Origin of the sequence: Campylobacter sp. 1569 (genome assembly GCF_024723675.1) — a bacterium.
GTDB lineage: Bacteria > Campylobacterota > Campylobacteria > Campylobacterales > Campylobacteraceae > Campylobacter_D > Campylobacter_D jejuni_C.
In genome coordinates, this window is the sequence record NZ_JANQDB010000021.1 from 1 (window position 1) to 12,924 (window position 12,924).

Consider the following 12,924-nt stretch of genomic DNA (forward strand, 5'->3'; position numbering starts at 1 on the left):
TATTTTCTTCTATATTTTCTTCTATATTTTCTTCTATATTTTCTTCTATATTTTCTTCTATATTTTCTTCTATATTTTCTTCTATATTTTCTTCTATATTTTCTTCTATATTTTCTTCTATATTTTCTTCTATATTTTCTTCATGTAAATCATCTAGCAACACCAAATCATCTTCATCTTTTTTTTCATCTACTAATATATCTGTTGTTTCAGGTATATTGCCAGCTTTTAATTCATCATCTAAAGTCTCTTCAAAAAATTCTTCTTGCAAACTTAAATCATCTTCACTTAAACTCTCTTCATGCTCAGACAAGTCAATACCAGCTAAAAGTTCATTTCCATCTAAAGGCGTATCTTTATCAATTAAAACATTATCGTCAAAATTTAATTCATCTTCTTCTAAAGTATTATTTTTATCTTCATTTAAAGTTTTTTCACCACCCAAAAGCTCTATAAAGTCAGTTGGTAAAAAAGGTTTATATAAACATTCTACGCCTTCTACTTGCTCTTGGTTTCTAGGTAATAAACAAATCAATCTATTACATTTGCTTTTTAAATCATCTAAACTAGCTTCAATATCATGATCTATAATAATAACATCATAAAATTCTCCAAGCTCCTCAGTATTTGTAATTTCTTCAAAATCATAACCTAATTTTTGAACCCCTAAACTGATTAGCTTTGAAACAGCCGTATTAGAATTTATCAGCAAAACCTTCATCTGTCATCTCCCAAAATTAAAGAAATATCTTATTTTAAAACATTTTTAATTATTTATTGCTTATATATTAAAAAATAATAATTCCATATGCTCAAAACTTTTCATTGTTAAATTTTTAAAATACTGCATCATAATAAGCAAAATAGCAATAAGCACTGCAAAAGATAAGAATATCTTAATAGGATACCCCACTACCAAAAGATTAAACTGAGGCATAGTTTTCATAAGCATACCAAAGATTACATCTGATAATAAAGATATAGCCAAAACCGGAAAAGCCATAGAAAAACCAAGTACAAAAATATTTACCATGGCTTTATTTAAATAAAGCATTAAATTTTCATGTGGATAAAACCCACCTAAACTAATGTATTCTAACGAATTGGATATAAAAAGCAAAACTAAATGATGTCCATCAAAGGCCAAAAATACAAGTAAAGCTAATAAATTTAAAACTTGTGAGATTACAGGTGTGTTTGTACCAGTTGTAGGATCCATAACACTAGCCATAGAAAATCCCATGGTAAAAGAAACCTGCTCACCTGCCATTTGTAAAATAGCAAAAGTCATTTGCAAAATCAACCCCGCCATCATACCAAAAAGTACTTCACTTAAAAGATATAAAATAAAAAAAGAATCAGGCGTATTGCCCTCAAGCTTTGCTAAAGGATATAAAAACATTGTTAAAAATAAAGCTAAGGTTGTTTTTACCACCAAAGGTATACTATTGTGAGAAAAAAAAGGAAAAAAAACTATTAACCCACTCATTCTAGCAAACAAAAGCATGAAAATAACTACATTTTCATCGCCTAAATATTTAACAAATTCCATGGTTATTTAAGTGAAAAACCTTGCCGCATTTTTTAGCAAGCTCTTGATCATGCGTAACAAAAATCAAAGCTGCGTTATTTTTCTTGATATAATCAATCAAAATATCCATTACATTTAAAGCATTTTTAAAATCTAAATTTCCAGTAGCTTCATCAGCAAAAATAATCTTTGGTCTTTTGCTTAAAACCCTAGCTATGCTTACTCTTTGCTGCTGTCCACCGCTTAGCTTTGTGATTTTTTGATTCATTAAATCTGCAATATCAAGTTTTTCTAATAATTCATAATCAATATTCTGTCCGCTTAAAACACTCGCAAGCTCTATATTCTCAAAAGCCAAAAAACCTTTAAACAAATAATGCATTTGAAAAATAATTCCAAAATCTTTTCTACGAATTTCTAGCAAAGCGTCATCATTTAAACTATATAAGTCTTGATTATTATAAAAAACTTTTCCTGATTGAGGTTTTAATAAGGTAGATAAAATGTGCAAAAGAGTAGATTTACCACATCCACTACTTCCGCATATTGCAATACAATCTTTTGCATTTACAGCAAAATTTAAATTTTCAAAAAGCGGAATATCAAAACTATGGCTTAAATTTTCCGCTTTTAAAAGTTCCATTTTTAACCAATTTGCGCAGCAACTTCAGCAGCAAAATCTTCGGTTTTCTTTTCTAAGCCTTCACCTACTTCAAAGCGAATGAATTCAACTATTTTGATAGTTCCACCTAGCTCTTTTTCTTTATCAGAAATTACTTGCTCGATAGTTTTTTTATCATCCATTACATAAAACTGACCCATTAAAGTAAGTCTGCTATCAAGTTGAGAGTTATCTGCTATAAAACTATTTAACTTACCTGGGATAATATTAGGCCAAATTTTTTCTGGCTTACCTTGTGCTTGAAGCTCAGCTTTAATCGCTTCTTCAGCTGCTTGAATTACTTCTTGAGTTAATTGTTTTCTACTTGCATATTTTGGAATTTTATGCTCTGGTTTATTAGGATCTTTCAATCTTCTTCTTTCTTCGTTTTCTTTTTCTAACTCAGCAACTAAAGCTCTGTATTCATTTTCTACAAAATCCATATCAAGTTCTTCATAAGATAAATAACTTGGCTTCATTGCAGCAATATGCATACAAATATGCTTTAAAAATTCTCCACACTTACCAGCTGTAGCTTCGCTATCACAAGCTGCAGCAATAACTACACCAACACGACCATTGGTATGAATATAGCCATTTACTATGCCATTGGCACCTGCTTTTAAAGTAGCAAATCTTCTAACAACTAAATTTTCACCAATAGTTGCAATTTGACTTTTTAAATACTCTTCAAATTTAACACCGTTAATCTCACTTGAATGTAATTCCTCAACATTCTGAAGACTCTTAGCTTGAATATGCGCTGTTGTATCTTTTGTTAAAGCAATAAATTGTTCGTTTTTAGCAACAAAATCTGTTTCTGAATTAATTTCACTTACAGTTGCACATTTAAAATCATCACTTACTTTTACACTTACTAAACCTTCAGCGGCTAAACGATCAGCTTTTTTATCAGCTTTTCCAAGTCCTTTTTCTCTTAAAAGTTGCACTGCTTTTTCAAAATCACCATCTGTATCTTTTAAAGCATTTTTACAATCCATCATACCTGCGCCAGTACTTTCGCGCAGTTCTTTTACCATTTGTGCAGTGATTTCAGCCATTATTCTTTATCTCCTTCAAAATCTTCTTCGCTCATAGCTTCTTCTAAAACTTCTTTTTTTTCTTCTTCAGAAATAGGCTGTTCTTCGCTAACTTCGCCATCTTGCTCTCTTAATGCTTTACCTTCATTAATTGCTTCAGCCATTTCTTGGCAGAAAAGTTGAACTGAACGAATTGCATCATCATTTCCTGGAATTGGAAAATCAACTAAGTCAGGATCGCAGTTTGTATCTAGCGGAGCAACTACAGGGATTTTTAATCTATTAGCTTCTTGTACTGCAATTTTTTCTTTAACAGTATCAATAACAAAAATCATATCAGGCTGAGTTTTCATATATCTAATACCACCAAGATATGCTAGTAATTTTTCTTTTTTTCTAGTAAGCATTAATGCTTCTTTTTTAGTTAAAAGCTTAATACTTCCATCTTCTTCCATTTTTTCTATAACTTCTAATTTTCTAATTGACTGGCGGATAGTTCCAAAGTTAGTCATCATACCACCAAGCCATCTATGATTTACATAAGGCATACCACATTTTTCAGCATATTCTTTAATCGCTCCGCCCGCTTGTTTTTTAGTACCAACAAATAAAATTGTCTTACCCTCTGCTGCAGCATCGCGAACGATATTATATGTATATCTAAAATATCTAAGTGTTTTTTGTAAATCAATTACATAAATACCTTTTCTTTCACCAAAAATAAATTTTTTCATTTTTGGATTCCATCTTCTTGTTTGGTGTCCAAAGTGTACACCACACTCTAATAAATCTCTCATGCTTACCATGAAATTCTCCTTGAAATAAAATAATTAGGTTTATTCCTCCGCATTCTTTAACCCATAAGCAACCTAATAAGGAAATTAATGCGTGTGAAATGAAGGAATATTATATCAAATTTTATTTTATATTTAGCTTATTATTGAAGAAAAAGAACGCCTTATGGCGTTCTTTGAGTAATTAGTGCAGTTTAGACCAAACTGATCTTTTCCAGCCTATAGCAAAAATACTTAAGATGGCAAAGAATATCATGATATAAATTCCTGTTTGCTCTCTTTCTTCTTTTTTACTATCACCAACTTTTTCAAGATAACTAATAACTTGAGTTTGTGCTTTTTCATTTAGACCAACTCTTGGCATAGCAGTACCGTGAATTTTCTTTTGAGGCTCGTTAATGAAAATTTCAAGATAATGCGCACCTTTAGAACGAATCATCATAGATAGATCCGGAGGTGTCATACCAAGATAATTTTTTAAATCACTCATATTTGAGCTTGAAACAAAGCCATCATATTTTACATCATGGCATCTTCCACAAGCATTTTCAAACGTATGTTTGTTTTTAGCAAAATCAAATTCTTTTGCAATTAAAGCCGTTTTTGTTTGCTCTGAAAGTTCTTGATTTTTAGCATATTTTTCTTCTAAATCAGCTTTTAATTTTGCATCAAATTCTTTTTCGTATTCACTAGCTGTATTTTTAAAGAACGCAATCAAATCTGCTAAATCTTGATTATCTTGTGTTTCATCGCCACTTAAAGGATAAGCAGGCATTAAAAATGGATTTTCATCATTAAATTTATGTGAAATTTGCAAAGCCTTAACCGGATCAATGATAAGTGCAGTTAAAAATTTCTCATCATAAATAGCACCTGCATCACTTAAATCAGGAGGTGTTACACCCAAAGAAGAATCTGTGATAGTAGCAGGAATTCCAGCAGCTTTTACACCATGGCATGCGATACAATTTCCTTCAAAAAGCTCTTTTCCTTTTTGTGCATTACCTTTACTAAAATCGATTTTTGCGATTTTTTCCCATAATTGCTTAGTAGCTTCTTCTTGGCTTTTAGCAAGCTCTAATGCTTTTTGAGCATTAGCTATAGCTTTTTCACTTCCTGAAGCATTAGCATCCATTGCTGCTTTTTCTTTTAAAGCAACTTCACCTTTAGTAAATTCTGCATCAGCTTTTGCAAAGTCAAAATTAACCGGAGTTGAAGGAGGATTCATCACTGAATGTGCATAAGGCTCAACCCCCCAATAAACTAAACCTGTGAAAAAGACAACTACAAAAAATATTTTTAATTCTCTCATTATTAGCCCCTTTTTCTTTCCATGATAGTAATAATTGGTAAGACTACTAACAATAATAGTAAAAATACCATAGAAGCATAAAATCCTATCCAAGCATTAATTCCTGTTGGAGGAAGCTTTCCATAAACTGTTAGTACAATTAAATCTATCAATAATACCCAAAACCATACAAAAAACATTGGTCTTTCGTGTGCTGGTTTTACAACATCACTTCTATCAAGCCAAGGCAATAAGAAGAAAATAATTTGTGCTATACCAAATGCTGCAAGACCTATATCAAAAGCTTTAATGCTTCCAACATCAAAGAAAAATCCTCTTAAAACTTCATAACTCCATAAGAAATACCACTCAGGATAAATATGAGGAGGTGTTTTTAAAGAATTTGCTGGATCAAAGTTGATCGGGTCCATTGCAAAATTAAATTTAAAACATACCAAATAAAAGAAGAAAATCATAAATAAAGCAATGTACATAAAATCTTTAGCTAAAAATCCTGGCCAAAAAGGAATAACTTTAGAACCTTTTGTATCGCCTGCTAAATATTTTTCAGCTTCCAAATCAAAATCAATTTCTTCTGAAATCTCATTATTTACATGAGGAATTCTTAAAGAATAAAAGTGAAATGCAATAATTGCTAAAATTACAATAGGCAATAAACACACATGTAACATAAAAAATCTAGTTAAAGTTGGATCAGAAACCGCAAAATCCCCTCTTATCCAAATAACTAATGCATCACCTATAAAAGGAATCCCACCAAAAAGCTGAGTAATAACTTGAGCAGCCCAAAAACTCATTTGCCCCCAAGGCAACATATATCCACTAAATGCTTCTGCTGAAAATACAACAAATAAAAGCATACCGCTAATCCAAATCATCTCACGACCCTTTTTATAAGAGCCATAATAAATTCCTGTTAGCATGTGAATATATATAATTAAAAACACAACTGAAGCAGCCACACCATGCATATGACGCCAAAGCCAACCATACTCTACTTCTTGCATGATAGTTTTATTAACACTATCAAAAGCTAAAGCCACATCTGGCTTATAATACATTACTAAAAATAAACCTGAAATAAATAAAATAGCAAAAAGAGTAGTTAAAATAACACCCATTGCCCATAAGAAGTTAATTTGTTTTGGTATCCAATATTGAGCCATTAAAACATTAAAAAGCTTATTTACAGCTAATCTTTGATCAAGCCAATCTACAATACCGTTTGCTTTTTTTATCTGTGCCATATTAAGCCTCCGCGATCATTTTTTTATATTCTGGACCTTCTTCGCCTAATACTAATTTTGTTCCATCAATTCTAAAAGGAGGAATATCCAAAGGTCTTGGAGGAGGACCAAATACATTTTTACCACTAGTGTCAAATTCGCCACCATGGCATGCACACTTAAATAATTTTTCGCTTGGAGCATAAGCTGGAATACAGCCTAAATGCGTACAAAGACCAATAACTACAGTATAAGCAACATCACCCACAACAACATCCCTATTGCTATCTTTTGCCATATCTGCATCTTTTTTTAAGATAAATATAGGCTTTTTACGCCATTCAATCGTTCTTAGTTCGCCTTCTTTCATACCAGAAAGATCTACAGTAGTAATACCTGCTGCTTTTACACTCGGGAGCGGATCCCATGTTTTTTTCATTGCAACTAATGAAAAAGCACCACCCACAGCAGCTACTGTTCCAAAGGCAAAGCCCATAAAGCTTCGTCTACTTTCAGATGTAGCCATTTTACTTCCTTTGTTTTGATTTGTATGTAAAACACAGCAGTTTATCTAAAAAATGATAAATTTTTTCTTTTGAAAAACATTTATATAAAATTTAACCTTTCAAAGATAAAAATTAATTTTTATATACTGAAAATAAGGTCAACCTGCTATATAAGCGTTGCTGAAATTAAAACCAAAATCGCTTTCAACTATAATAACATGTCCCCAAAAAACATCGCCATCATCAACATAAAAGTCTATGCCTTTGCTTCTTATAACAATAGATTCAAAAGTTAAAAATTTTGCAAATTGTTTTTCATCAATCTCATCTTTGTCAGCATCTTCATTATAGTTATTAGCTTCTTCTAATAATTGACTAGCAATATATTCTTTAACTTTTTTATCTAATTCCTTTTTATCTTCAAATATTTTTCTAGCTGTTTGTATAGAATTTTCAATATTGTCATTATTATCAAAAACGAGTTCAACTTTATTTTTATTAACCCAATTAATGTTATTTGTAAATGTATTTAAACCCTTATCAAGCTTAAAAGTTCCTAATACTTCATCTTTATAATATACAGGCTGTACATATTTATCTAATATAGGTTTTAAATTTTCATCTTCATAATTATTTTCTATTAATTCAACAAGCAAAAATCTTTTATATAAAGCATTATCAAAATCTTTATGCTTTCTTACTTTCAATCTTACTATAGTTTTATCCTTGAATGTATTAAAATAATATTTAGTATCATTATCTTTTTTTTGAATTGTTATATTTTCATTTTCCACTATTGTGTTATCAGCAAAATTTTTATATGCAATAGCCAAAATAGATATTTGATAATATTTTTCTTTATTAGGTACTTTTCCAGCTCCTACAGCATATTCTTTTAATATAAAAGCAATATCAAGAATTTCTTCTTCAAACTGACTATTAAATTCTTTTATTTCTTTATCTTCCATTTTTATTACTCTAATTTTTATACATTTTAGCATTATATAAAAATTATCCAGCTAATTCACTGCCATCAAGTTCAAAACCTGTGTCAGTATAAATTATAACACTATGACCTCCAAAAATTCCTCCGTCATCTAACCAAAAAGCCATACTATCATAATCTATTTTTATTATATCGATACTTATAAGATTTATAAATTCTTCTTCTGTAACTTCTACATTCCAATCTTCAGCATATTCAAATAATTCTTCAACAGCATATTTTTTAATTTTTTTGTCTAGTTCTTCTTTATTTTCAATTATTTTTCTAGATGTTTGTATGCATGTATCTATATAATTATATTCATCATCTTCTTCATCTTCATTATAAAAAGTCATACGAAGTTTTTTATTATTTACCCAATCAATATCTTTTTCAAATCTATCAAATTCTTTATTAAGTATAAAATTATCTAATGTTTCAACAGGTTCTAAATATTTGTTTAATATATTTTGTAATTCTTCATCTTTATAATTGTTTTCTATTACATCAATAAGTTCAAATGTTTTGCTGTCAATTTCTTTTACTTCTAATTTCATTATGGTTTTTTCTTTGAATGTTTGATGATAATAAGCAGTATCAGAATCAATTTTATTTATTAATATTTTATTTTCTACTACTTCATTAGTTTTTAAATTTTTATAAGCAATAACATCAGGAAGAAGAATTCTATAAAACTTGCCATCATGATATGTAGCAGCTACAGAACCTTCGCCAAACACAGTAGCTACTTCAAAAACTTTATTTTTTACAGCCATTAAAATTTTTATTTATCATTTTTTCATTTTGATATAAATATGTAAAATATCCAAAGCAGCAGGAGTAATACCACTAATTTGCGAAGCAGCAAAAATAGTTGGTGGATTAAATTTTTGCAGTTTTTCTACCACTTCATTACTCAATCCACTCACACTTTTAAAATCAAAATTTTCAGGGATTTTCAAATCATTTAAGTTTTTCATTTTTTCTATTTGTGCTTTTTGCATTGCAATATAATGATAATACTTTGCTTCATTTAAAATTTCATTCAAAGAATACTCATCCATATTTTTAAACATTTCATCTAAAGCTTTTAATTTTTCTATATTAAAACTAGCTCTTGCGACAATTTTTTGCAAACTCACTATTGAAGTAATCTTTTCCTCTTCAATGCTTTGTAAAAATTCATTATTTTGCTTACTTGGTGTCCATGTGGTTTGGAGTAAAAACTCAAGTCCTTTATCAACATTTTGTTTTATATTATCAATATATGCATAATCTTCTTGGCTTAAAAGTTTAAAATTATATCCATATTCTCCAAGTCTTAAAATAGCATTTTCTTCTCTTAAAAGTAGTCTATACTCAGCTCTTGAAGTAAACATTCTATAAGGCTCTTTAGTGCCTTTCATCACTAAATCATCAATCAACACCCCTATATAAGCCTCATCACGCCTTAACACAAAAGGTTCTTTTTCATCAATTGCTAAAACCGCATTCACTCCCGCCATAAAACCTTGCGCAGCAGCTTCCTCATAGCCAGTAGTTCCATTAATTTGCCCAGCACAATATAGACTTTTTATTTTTTTAGTTTCTAAAGTATGTTTTAACTCTGTTGGGTCAATATAATCATACTCTATAGCATAACCAAAACGCGTGATTTTAGCATTTTCAAAACCTTTTATACTTCTTAACATCGCAATTTGTACTTCATAAGGAAGTGAGGTAGAAAAGCCGTTGATATAATATTCAGTTGCATCTTTAGTTTGTGGTTCTATAAATAAATGATGACTTTCTTTATCACCAAAACGATTAATCTTATCTTCTATAGATGGACAATATCTTGGACCTATACCTTCAATTTGCCCTGTAAAAAGCGGGGCACGGTAAAAATTGCTTTTTATAATCTCATGTGTTTTTAAATTTGTTCTTGCTATATAACATGGAAGTTGATTAGGCTTGAAATTTTTCGTTTTAAAACTAAAAGCTTTAGGATTTTCATCTCCAGGCTGAATTTCTAAAACACTAAAATCAATACTTTTAGCATCTACTCTTGGACAAGTTCCTGTTTTTAATCTTCCTACTTTTAATCCACTTTGTTTTAAGTACTCACCCAAATTCACAGATGCAAGCTCACCTACCCTACCTGCTTGAAGCTTGGTTTCACCTATATGGATAAGTCCGTTTAAAAAAGTTCCTGTTGTAAGTATGATTTTTTTGGCAAAATATGTATTTTCTAAATTAGTTTTAACGCCCTTAACTTCATCATTTTCTATAAGTAAAGACAAAGCTTGCTCTTGAGAAATTTCTAAATTTTCAAGTTTTAAAAGCTTATTTCTAGCACAAATTCTATAAGCATCCATATCAATTTGTGCTCTACTTCCACGCACTGCAACACCTTTGCTTTCATTTAAGATTCTAAATTGAATTCCAGCCTCATCGGTAATTTGTCCCATAAGTCCACCCATAGCATCAAGCTCTTTTACCAAATGTCCTTTTGCTAAACCACCTATGGCAGGATTACAACTTGCAGCACCAATTTGCTCGATTAAAGTAGTTAAAAGTAAAGTTTTTTTACCCATTCTAGCAGCCCCAGCACTGGCCTCAACTCCAGCATGTCCGCCACCTATTACGATTATATCATACATATTTTGACCTCATTTTTATAAAAAAGGCAAAAATTATATAATATTTTTTAAAACAAAACACTAAAAATACTTTTTGAAATTTAAAAGTTTTAGATAAAATCTCATAAAAATTAAAGGTATTGAATGTTTAATGGATTAATCCGCGAATTAGCTTTTGTCAAATCATATCAAAACAACACCTTAAGATTAAAAGCAAACTATAAACCAAAACTAGGCGATAGTATAGCAGTCAATGGTGCGTGTTTGAGTGTAACAAAACTTTTTGACGATGGTTTTAATCTTGAGCTTTCTTATGAAACAAGAACTCACATAGCTATTGAAAATTTAAAAGATTATGTGCATATAGAACCCGCACTAGCTTATGGTGATAAAATAGATGGGCATTTAATGCAAGGACACATTGATGGTATTGGCGAAATTACTAATATTTTCAAAAAAGAAAACGGGGTTGATTTTTATATTAAATGTCCTGATGATATACAAATTTATATGGCAAATAAAGCAAGTGTAGCCATAGATGGAGTGAGCTTAACTATCAATGAAGTTTTAAAAGATGGTATTCGTTTAACTATCATTCCTATAACCTTTAATGAAACCTTGTTTAAAAATTACACCATAGCAAGACGCGTAAATATAGAAAGTGATCTTTTGGCAAGATATATACACAGACAATTAAATTATAAAAAAGAAATCTCATGGCAACAAATAGACAAGATTACATCGCTTTATTAGAAAATGATTTTGCAAAAGCTTTTGTAGCCTTTGATCAAGATTATAATATTTTTAGAGCAAAAATTCATGATAATATTTTTCCTTGGGAAAATTCTATAAAAAAGTGTGTATTTTTAAATCAAATTCACTCTAATATCATTACTCATTATAATAAAGATTTTCACTTTAACGCTGATGGGATAATTAGCAATGAGAAAAATATAGCTTTGTGTATTTTAAGTGCTGATTGTCTGCCTTTACTTTTATATGATGATGAAAATAAAACCATAGCAGCTTTACATTCAGGTAGAAAAGGTTGTTTTGAAAATATCTTAAAAGAAGCTGTTTTAAAAATGCAAGAAAGTTTTAACACTCAAGCAAAAAATTTAAAACTCATTATTTCAGCAGGAATTTGTGCTAAAAATTATGAGATTAATGGTGAAATTTTAAACTACAGCAAAGAGAATTTTGCGCCTTTTTTACATGAAAATAAGCTTGATTTAAAAGCATTAGTTAAATTTCAAGCAAAAGAATTAGGTATTAATGATATTTTTGATATCAATCTTTGCACCTTTGATGATGAGAGATTTTTTTCTTACAGAAAAAACCAAACTCCAAAGCGCATTGTTAGCGTAATTTATTTAAAGGGTTCAAATGTATGAAGTAAAAAATTTACTTGCTTTGAAAATTTTACAAAAGGCTAGAGAATTTGGCGATAATGACTTAAGTAACGAAGTTTTAATCACTCAAATGCTAAATCATACCCCACAAACTCTAAATCAAAACGATACTAAAAATTTAAATGAATTTATCACAACGCTTATAAATGCCAAAGAAAAGGCTAAAATGAGTAATAAATGATTTTAATTTTTCCAAGTTAAAGTAAATTTTGTTCCTTTCTTTAACTCACTTTCTACTTTTACGCTAATGTTATGCTCTTTACAAATTTTATCAACCAAAGAAAGCCCTATACCAAAACCACCTTGATTTTCATTAAATCTTGAATAACGCTCAAAAATATTGGCTAAATTTTCTTTTGCTATACCACAGCCACTATCTTCTATTATGAGCCTTTGCTCTAAAAGCATTATTTTAATATGGCCATTTTTTACATTATATTTTATAGCATTATTAATAAGATTATCAAACATTTTAAAAAATTGTTCTTTGTTGGCATAAATTTTTCCATTATTTTCCAAGATAAGCTCTAAATTAATATTTTTTTGCTCCAAAAATATCTTAAAATACTCCATTCTTTCTTTGATTAAATCTTTTAAAAATATCCAATCTTTTTTAGCCTCATAAGCTTGAGAAAAATTTAAAAAAGTTAAATCTGAATATAAATGACTTAAAGTCAAAGCAGCTATTTTTACACGCTTTAAAGCCTTGATTTCTTCAAAATTATTTTTTCTTTCCAAACTCTCTACACTCATTAATATCGCACTAATTGGCGTATTAATTTCATGAGTAGTATCTTTTATGAAATTATTTAAAAATCTTATTCTCATTTCTAAAG

Annotated in this window: 14 protein-coding genes and 1 pseudogene; 3 read left to right on the plus strand and 12 right to left on the minus strand. The window is 29.6% G+C overall.

Annotated features, from left to right (window positions below):
- From CAMP5060_RS07595 to mnmG, 11 genes and pseudogenes are all read right to left on the minus strand, one after another.
- Nucleotides 1–721, minus strand: a pseudogene (locus CAMP5060_RS07595) (hypothetical protein); the annotation flags it as partial.
- Nucleotides 722–781: 60 nt separating this feature from the next.
- Nucleotides 782–1,552: a flagellar biosynthetic protein FliR gene (fliR, locus tag CAMP5060_RS07600; protein ID WP_039618763.1), complete on the minus strand. Its 771-nt coding sequence runs from the start codon at nt 1,550–1,552 to the stop codon at nt 782–784.
- The gene (locus CAMP5060_RS07605) at nt 1,539–2,174 is read right to left on the minus strand and encodes an ABC transporter ATP-binding protein (RefSeq protein ID WP_087700909.1); all 636 of its coding nucleotides are present in this window, start codon (nt 2,172–2,174) and stop codon (nt 1,539–1,541) included. The genes fliR and CAMP5060_RS07605 overlap by 14 nt, the downstream gene beginning before the upstream one ends.
- A gap of 2 nt (nt 2,175–2,176) precedes the next feature.
- Complete coding sequence (gene tsf, locus CAMP5060_RS07610; protein WP_261530315.1) at nt 2,177–3,253, minus strand: translation elongation factor Ts; 1,077 nt, start codon at nt 3,251–3,253, stop codon at nt 2,177–2,179.
- Nucleotides 3,253–4,038 carry a 30S ribosomal protein S2 gene (gene rpsB / locus CAMP5060_RS07615; RefSeq protein WP_087700911.1) on the minus strand — a complete coding sequence of 262 codons (786 nt, stop codon included), beginning with the start codon at nt 4,036–4,038 and terminating at the stop codon, nt 3,253–3,255. Before rpsB ends, tsf begins: the two co-directional genes overlap by 1 nt.
- 172 nt (nt 4,039–4,210) lie before the next feature.
- On the minus strand, nt 4,211–5,338 hold the full coding sequence (locus CAMP5060_RS07620) for a c-type cytochrome (RefSeq protein WP_087700912.1): 1,128 nt from the start codon (nt 5,336–5,338) through the stop codon (nt 4,211–4,213).
- 2 nt (nt 5,339–5,340) lie between these two features.
- Nucleotides 5,341–6,585 carry a ubiquinol cytochrome c oxidoreductase, cytochrome b subunit gene (locus CAMP5060_RS07625; protein ID WP_039618771.1) on the minus strand — a complete coding sequence of 415 codons (1,245 nt, stop codon included), beginning with the start codon at nt 6,583–6,585 and terminating at the stop codon, nt 5,341–5,343.
- A gap of 1 nt (nt 6,586) precedes the next feature.
- Nucleotides 6,587–7,090 carry a ubiquinol cytochrome c oxidoreductase, 2Fe-2S subunit gene (locus CAMP5060_RS07630; RefSeq protein ID WP_039618773.1) on the minus strand — a complete coding sequence of 168 codons (504 nt, stop codon included), beginning with the start codon at nt 7,088–7,090 and terminating at the stop codon, nt 6,587–6,589.
- Nucleotides 7,091–7,228: 138 nt separating this feature from the next.
- Nucleotides 7,229–8,038 (minus strand): DUF2262 domain-containing protein, encoded by an 810-nt coding sequence (locus tag CAMP5060_RS07635; protein WP_261545390.1) that lies wholly within the window; start codon nt 8,036–8,038, stop codon nt 7,229–7,231.
- A gap of 43 nt (nt 8,039–8,081) precedes the next feature.
- Nucleotides 8,082–8,831, minus strand: coding sequence for a DUF2262 domain-containing protein (locus CAMP5060_RS07640; protein ID WP_261545389.1), 750 nt, complete (start codon nt 8,829–8,831; stop codon nt 8,082–8,084).
- Between the two features lie 15 nt (nt 8,832–8,846).
- Complete coding sequence (gene mnmG, locus CAMP5060_RS07645; RefSeq protein ID WP_214100810.1) at nt 8,847–10,697, minus strand: tRNA uridine-5-carboxymethylaminomethyl(34) synthesis enzyme MnmG; 1,851 nt, start codon at nt 10,695–10,697, stop codon at nt 8,847–8,849.
- A 123-nt stretch (nt 10,698–10,820) separates the two neighbouring features.
- On the opposite strand from mnmG, the gene ribE reads away from it, so the two are divergent.
- Genes ribE through CAMP5060_RS07660 form a run of 3 tightly spaced genes read left to right on the plus strand, consistent with a single transcriptional unit; the run spans nt 10,821 to nt 12,269 of the window.
- A complete protein-coding gene (gene ribE / locus CAMP5060_RS07650) occupies nt 10,821–11,429 on the plus strand; it encodes a riboflavin synthase (protein WP_087700917.1) in 609 nt (202 codons plus the stop codon).
- A complete protein-coding gene (pgeF, locus tag CAMP5060_RS07655; RefSeq protein ID WP_087700918.1) occupies nt 11,393–12,070 on the plus strand; it encodes a peptidoglycan editing factor PgeF in 678 nt (225 codons plus the stop codon). Before ribE ends, pgeF begins: the two co-directional genes overlap by 37 nt.
- On the plus strand, nt 12,063–12,269 hold the full coding sequence (locus tag CAMP5060_RS07660) for a hypothetical protein (RefSeq protein WP_039618783.1): 207 nt from the start codon (nt 12,063–12,065) through the stop codon (nt 12,267–12,269). Before pgeF ends, CAMP5060_RS07660 begins: the two co-directional genes overlap by 8 nt.
- Nucleotides 12,270–12,271: 2 nt before the next feature.
- On the opposite strand, the gene CAMP5060_RS07665 is transcribed toward CAMP5060_RS07660, so the two are convergent.
- Nucleotides 12,272–12,924 (minus strand): sensor histidine kinase (locus tag CAMP5060_RS07665; protein ID WP_337218169.1); only part of this gene is annotated, 653 nt, incomplete at its 5' end.

Excerpts from the sequence above, each read along its gene's own strand:
- CAMP5060_RS07635 (WP_261545390.1), bottom strand. The coding sequence starts at position 8,038 with ATGGAAGATAAAGAAATAAAAGAATTTAATAGTCAGTTTGAAGAAGAA.
- CAMP5060_RS07605 (WP_087700909.1), bottom strand. The coding sequence starts at position 2,174 with ATGGAACTTTTAAAAGCGGAAAATTTAAGCCATAGTTTTGATATTCCG.
- tsf (WP_261530315.1), bottom strand. The coding sequence starts at position 3,253 with ATGGCTGAAATCACTGCACAAATGGTAAAAGAACTGCGCGAAAGTACT.
- CAMP5060_RS07660 (WP_039618783.1), top strand. The coding sequence starts at position 12,063 with ATGTATGAAGTAAAAAATTTACTTGCTTTGAAAATTTTACAAAAGGCT.
- fliR (WP_039618763.1), bottom strand. The coding sequence starts at position 1,552 with ATGGAATTTGTTAAATATTTAGGCGATGAAAATGTAGTTATTTTCATG.
- CAMP5060_RS07640 (WP_261545389.1), bottom strand. The coding sequence starts at position 8,831 with ATGGCTGTAAAAAATAAAGTTTTTGAAGTAGCTACTGTGTTTGGCGAA.
- CAMP5060_RS07625 (WP_039618771.1), bottom strand. The coding sequence starts at position 6,585 with ATGGCACAGATAAAAAAAGCAAACGGTATTGTAGATTGGCTTGATCAA.
- CAMP5060_RS07620 (WP_087700912.1), bottom strand. The coding sequence starts at position 5,338 with ATGAGAGAATTAAAAATATTTTTTGTAGTTGTCTTTTTCACAGGTTTA.
- ribE (WP_087700917.1), top strand. The coding sequence starts at position 10,821 with ATGTTTAATGGATTAATCCGCGAATTAGCTTTTGTCAAATCATATCAA.
- CAMP5060_RS07630 (WP_039618773.1), bottom strand. The coding sequence starts at position 7,090 with ATGGCTACATCTGAAAGTAGACGAAGCTTTATGGGCTTTGCCTTTGGA.
- rpsB (WP_087700911.1), bottom strand. The coding sequence starts at position 4,038 with ATGGTAAGCATGAGAGATTTATTAGAGTGTGGTGTACACTTTGGACAC.
- mnmG (WP_214100810.1), bottom strand. The coding sequence starts at position 10,697 with ATGTATGATATAATCGTAATAGGTGGCGGACATGCTGGAGTTGAGGCC.
- pgeF (WP_087700918.1), top strand. The coding sequence starts at position 11,393 with ATGGCAACAAATAGACAAGATTACATCGCTTTATTAGAAAATGATTTT.